The following is a 3,644-nucleotide window of genomic DNA, read 5'->3' as shown; positions in this document are numbered from 1 at the left end:
CAAGAGGGTTCTTTTCATCATTTTCAGCCTTATTGTTGTTGTGATCAGTCATCCTATGAGTGATTGGCTGGGCCATCAATGGCTATTTCGTGGGCCTGTAACGTCGCTACGCTTATTTGACGTGCTTGTTCTAGATGATTTTGATCAGCGGAAATGATCGGAGAGGGTGGTCGTGATTGAGGTTTGACACATTTCTACATACTCTCCCGTTAGCGTTGTTGTACGACATCCTACCTAATGTGCGCAGTGCAACAACTCTCACAAAAACAATAACGGAGATACCCCTATGACGAGCATGGCTCCACTCGATCATCAGGCCGCCGCAAAACCGCAAAACCTTTTCCTGCGTACGCTGAAACTGCTCGGCCCCGGCATTATCGCCGTGCTGTCGTGGCTCGGTGCGGGCGATCTCATCACGTCTTCAGTGGCCGGTGCGAACTACGGCTACGCGATGATGTGGGTGCTGGCGGTCTCTTTGCTGTTGAGATACCTGATCGTCAACATCATTGCCCGGTTCCAGCTGTGCAATAACCAGGGCATGACCATTCTGCAGGGCTATGCCCAGCTCAACCCGGTGTTTGCCTGGTTCATGCTGGTTTATGCCCTGTTGATGGGGCACTTGATGAACGCCTACATGATCAAGGGGGCAGGGGAGTCGCTGGCGATGCTGTTCAAGATCGATCAGCCATTGCTGTGCTCGGTGGCGGTGGTGCTGGCGGTCTGGATGCTGGTCGGGCGCAACATCTACACGATGATCGAAGGCGTGATGAAGCTGCTGCTGGCGATCATGACCCTGGCGTTCATCGCTTTGGCGGTGATGTCCGGCCCGGATGTCAGCGGCATCATCAATGGCACCATCGGCTTCAGCATTCCGCCGGACGAAGGCGTGCATGGCGCGTTGCTGGTGGCGGTTTCAGTGATCGGCGCGGTTGCCGGCTCGATCGCCAACTTCGTGCACCCCTATGTCATGCGCCAGAAAGGCTGGACCGGGCCGCAGCACAAGCGCATTCAACGTAACGATCTGCTGTTTGCGGTGTTCGTCGGGATCATCATCAACCTGGCGATCTGGATTGTTGGCGCGGAAATCCTGCGGCCCAACGGTATCGAGGTGAAAACCTTGGGCGATCTGGGCAAGGCGCTGGAAATCTTCTTCGGCCCGATCGGCTGGTACGTGTTCTTCATCGGTGTGTTCGCGACGCTGTTCGCCAGTATTTCAGGCAAGACCACGGCGTTTCCGATGCTGATCACCGATGCCTTCCAGCATGTTCGTCCTGAGCGCCGCGAGAAGTACGGTAAAGAGTTCCATCATGACCCGATGCACAAGTGGTTCATGCTGTTCATCCTGGTCACGCCGCTGATCTGGTCGATGCCGGGCATGCCGGATTTCGTGACTCTGACCATTGGTGTCAGCGCATTGAACATCATTGGTTTGCCGGTGATTTCCCTGGGCTTGCTGATCATGTCCAACCAGAAATCGCTGCTGGACAAGCAGTACCGCAACAACCTGTTTGAAAACATCGCGCTGATGTTTGCTACAGGTCTGGCGCTATGGGTAGCGTTCCAGTTGGGCGTTGATCTGTTTACTTGATGGGAAGCAGTCGAGGGGGCACACGCCCCCTCGAATTGCCGCTTACAGCGGCACATCCATTTCGATCCGGCGCCAGGCCGCTTCGGAAAAGCTGTACACCGAAAACGCGATCAGCCCCAACGCCATCAGCATCAACAGCACCCCACCTGCCGGAAGATTCTGCAAAGCATCCAGCGCTTCCTTCATGCCGGGTGGATTGGTTGCCTGGTAAACCGAGCCACTGACCGCCATCAACACTGCAATCTCGATAAACACTACGCCTCGGGCGATCAGGCCAAAGCGCGACACCGGGCGCACGTAACGCATCACTTCGTCATCCGCTTCGAAGTATTTCTCGAACGTGGCCTTCCAGCCTTTGATGATGTGGGCGATACCGACACCCAGCGGGATCAGCGCGATCAGGTAGATCAACAGGTTCGAATGCTCGAACGACAGCAGCTGCGCGAGCAGATCCTTGGTCTTGCCATCGCCGGAGCCGCCCGAACTCCTGAGACCACTCACCAACAGACCCAAGGCAAAGAAGGCCAGCGCCGCATTGACCAGACCGCCGGCGAGCAGACCTGCGCGAATGACCAGGCCTTTGAACTCGCTGCCGTGGTGGTCGACATCGCGGATCGCTTGCAGCGCACGCCACGCGGCGAAGGCCAGCAGGCCGGCGACCACAACACCGATCAGCACGTAGCCGAAGGGCTGGCTGAGCAATGCTTCAAGGCTCTTGTGGCTGTCTTTCGGTTTGGTGGAGTCGTGCGCTGCCAACAGCGCGAAGATGCCGATGATCAGATACAGAACGCCGCGCGCGGCGTATCCGCCTCGGGCAAGCAGGACAAGTGTGTGTTGAGTGGACATGGGATTTACTTCCAGGGAATCGATGTGAAGCAGACCCGTGGACGGGGCAGGGGTTCGATAAATGCGTCGCCGGTGGGCGACGCGCGCTTTATCAGCCTGCCATTCAGCGCTCGCCTCGCTTCGGCGTCATAACGGCGTGGTCAGCGAAAATGGAATGCGCAGCTCTTCGACCGGCCCTGAATCCCGGCCGCACATTTCGTCGTGCACGCATTGTTGCACCAGTACGCAGGGAAACGCCGGCACGGTCTGCAGCAAGTCGCGCAGGTGGGTGATCGAACGCAGGTGCATTGGCTTGGCCGCGTCATCGAGCAAGGTGAATTGGCCCTGATCTACGCGAATTCTCGCCAGATAAAAACCACCTTCGAGTGACAGCAGCTCCAGTTCGCGAACTTCACTGTTGGCCGCACGTTCGGTGAGGGTTTGCAGATTCATGCTTCACTCCTTGCCTACCAGGGCAGGCGTTCTCCATCGTAGGCGAAGAAATGGCCGCTGTCGGCCGGCGTCAGCGTGTCAATCAGACTCAGTAATTGCCCGGCGGCAATGTCTGCCGGGCGGGCGCTCGAGGCTCCGCGAAAAGGTTGCGACAACGGCGAGACCACCGTGCCCGGGTGCAGGCTGAGCAAGCGACTCTGTGGGCGCGTGCGCGAGAGTTCGATAGCGGCGGTCTTGATCAACATGTTCAGCGCAGCCTTGGAGGCGCGATAGGCGTACCAGCCGCCCAAACGGTTGTCGCCGATGCTGCCGACTTTCGCCGACAGCATCGCCATCGCGCCTTGAGGCGCAAGCAATGGCAGAAAGTCGCGCAGCAGCAACGCCGGCCCCAGCGTGTTGACCTGGAACACGGTCTGCAGCGACTCGGCTTCGATTGCGCTGTAGCTTTTTTCCGGCTTGACTTGGTCGCGATGGAGGAGGCCGGCCGCGTGAATGATCAGGTGATAGGGCGCTTCGCCTGCCAGTTCGGCGGCGGCGCTGGCGATCGTTTCGGGCTGCTCGAGGTCGAGCTTCGGCACAGTTTTGCGTCCCAGCGCACGGACGCTGGCGCAGCGTGGATCCTGGTTCAAATGTTGGCAGAACGCCGTGCCGAGGGCGCCACTGGCGCCGATCACCAGAGCGCGATAACCGTCGCCGAACGAGGCCAGGGTCAACCCACTGCTCATGGGTTCGCTCCAGCGTTCTGGCGCCGGAAGAACACCGTCACCTGACCGACTTC

4 protein-coding genes are annotated in these 3,644 nt (G+C 58.7%); 1 reads left to right on the top strand and 3 read right to left on the bottom strand.

Going from position 1 to position 3,644, the window contains the following annotated elements; genetic code table 11:
- The first annotated feature begins 295 nt into the window (after window positions 1-295).
- Entirely contained in the window at window positions 296-1,588 is a 1,293-nt protein-coding gene (locus OQK_RS24660) for an Nramp family divalent metal transporter (protein WP_418951590.1), read from the top strand.
- Window positions 1,589-1,630: 42 nt separating this feature from the next.
- On the opposite strand, the gene OQK_RS24655 is transcribed toward OQK_RS24660, so the two are convergent.
- The 3 genes from OQK_RS24655 to OQK_RS24645 all read right to left on the bottom strand — a co-directional run bounded on the left by OQK_RS24655 (window position 1,631) and on the right by OQK_RS24645 (window position 3,591).
- Window positions 1,631-2,434 carry a DUF1206 domain-containing protein gene (locus OQK_RS24655; protein WP_016774775.1) on the bottom strand — a complete coding sequence of 268 codons (804 nt, stop codon included), beginning with the start codon at window positions 2,432-2,434 and terminating at the stop codon, window positions 1,631-1,633.
- 126 nt (window positions 2,435-2,560) lie between these two features.
- Window positions 2,561-2,866, bottom strand: coding sequence for a DUF6482 family protein (locus OQK_RS24650; protein WP_016774774.1), 306 nt, complete (start codon window positions 2,864-2,866; stop codon window positions 2,561-2,563).
- Between the two features lie 14 nt (window positions 2,867-2,880).
- Window positions 2,881-3,591 (bottom strand): SDR family oxidoreductase, encoded by a 711-nt coding sequence (locus OQK_RS24645; protein ID WP_016774773.1) that lies wholly within the window; start codon window positions 3,589-3,591, stop codon window positions 2,881-2,883.
- Between the last annotated feature and the right edge of the window lie 53 nt (window positions 3,592-3,644).

Source organism: Pseudomonas sp. R62, assembly GCF_000257605.1.
Lineage (GTDB): Bacteria > Pseudomonadota > Gammaproteobacteria > Pseudomonadales > Pseudomonadaceae > Aquipseudomonas > Aquipseudomonas atacamensis.
Note: the sequence above shows the minus strand (reverse complement) of the source record. Positions and strands in the feature narration are given on the sequence as shown.

Bases quoted from the DNA above. Each gene is read 5' to 3' on its own strand.
- OQK_RS24650 (WP_016774774.1), bottom strand. From the start codon at position 2,866: ATGAATCTGCAAACCCTCACCGAACGTGCGGCCAACAGTGAAGTTCGC.
- OQK_RS24655 (WP_016774775.1), bottom strand. From the start codon at position 2,434: ATGTCCACTCAACACACACTTGTCCTGCTTGCCCGAGGCGGATACGCC.
- OQK_RS24660 (WP_418951590.1), top strand. From the start codon at position 296: ATGGCTCCACTCGATCATCAGGCCGCCGCAAAACCGCAAAACCTTTTC.
- OQK_RS24645 (WP_016774773.1), bottom strand. From the start codon at position 3,591: ATGAGCAGTGGGTTGACCCTGGCCTCGTTCGGCGACGGTTATCGCGCT.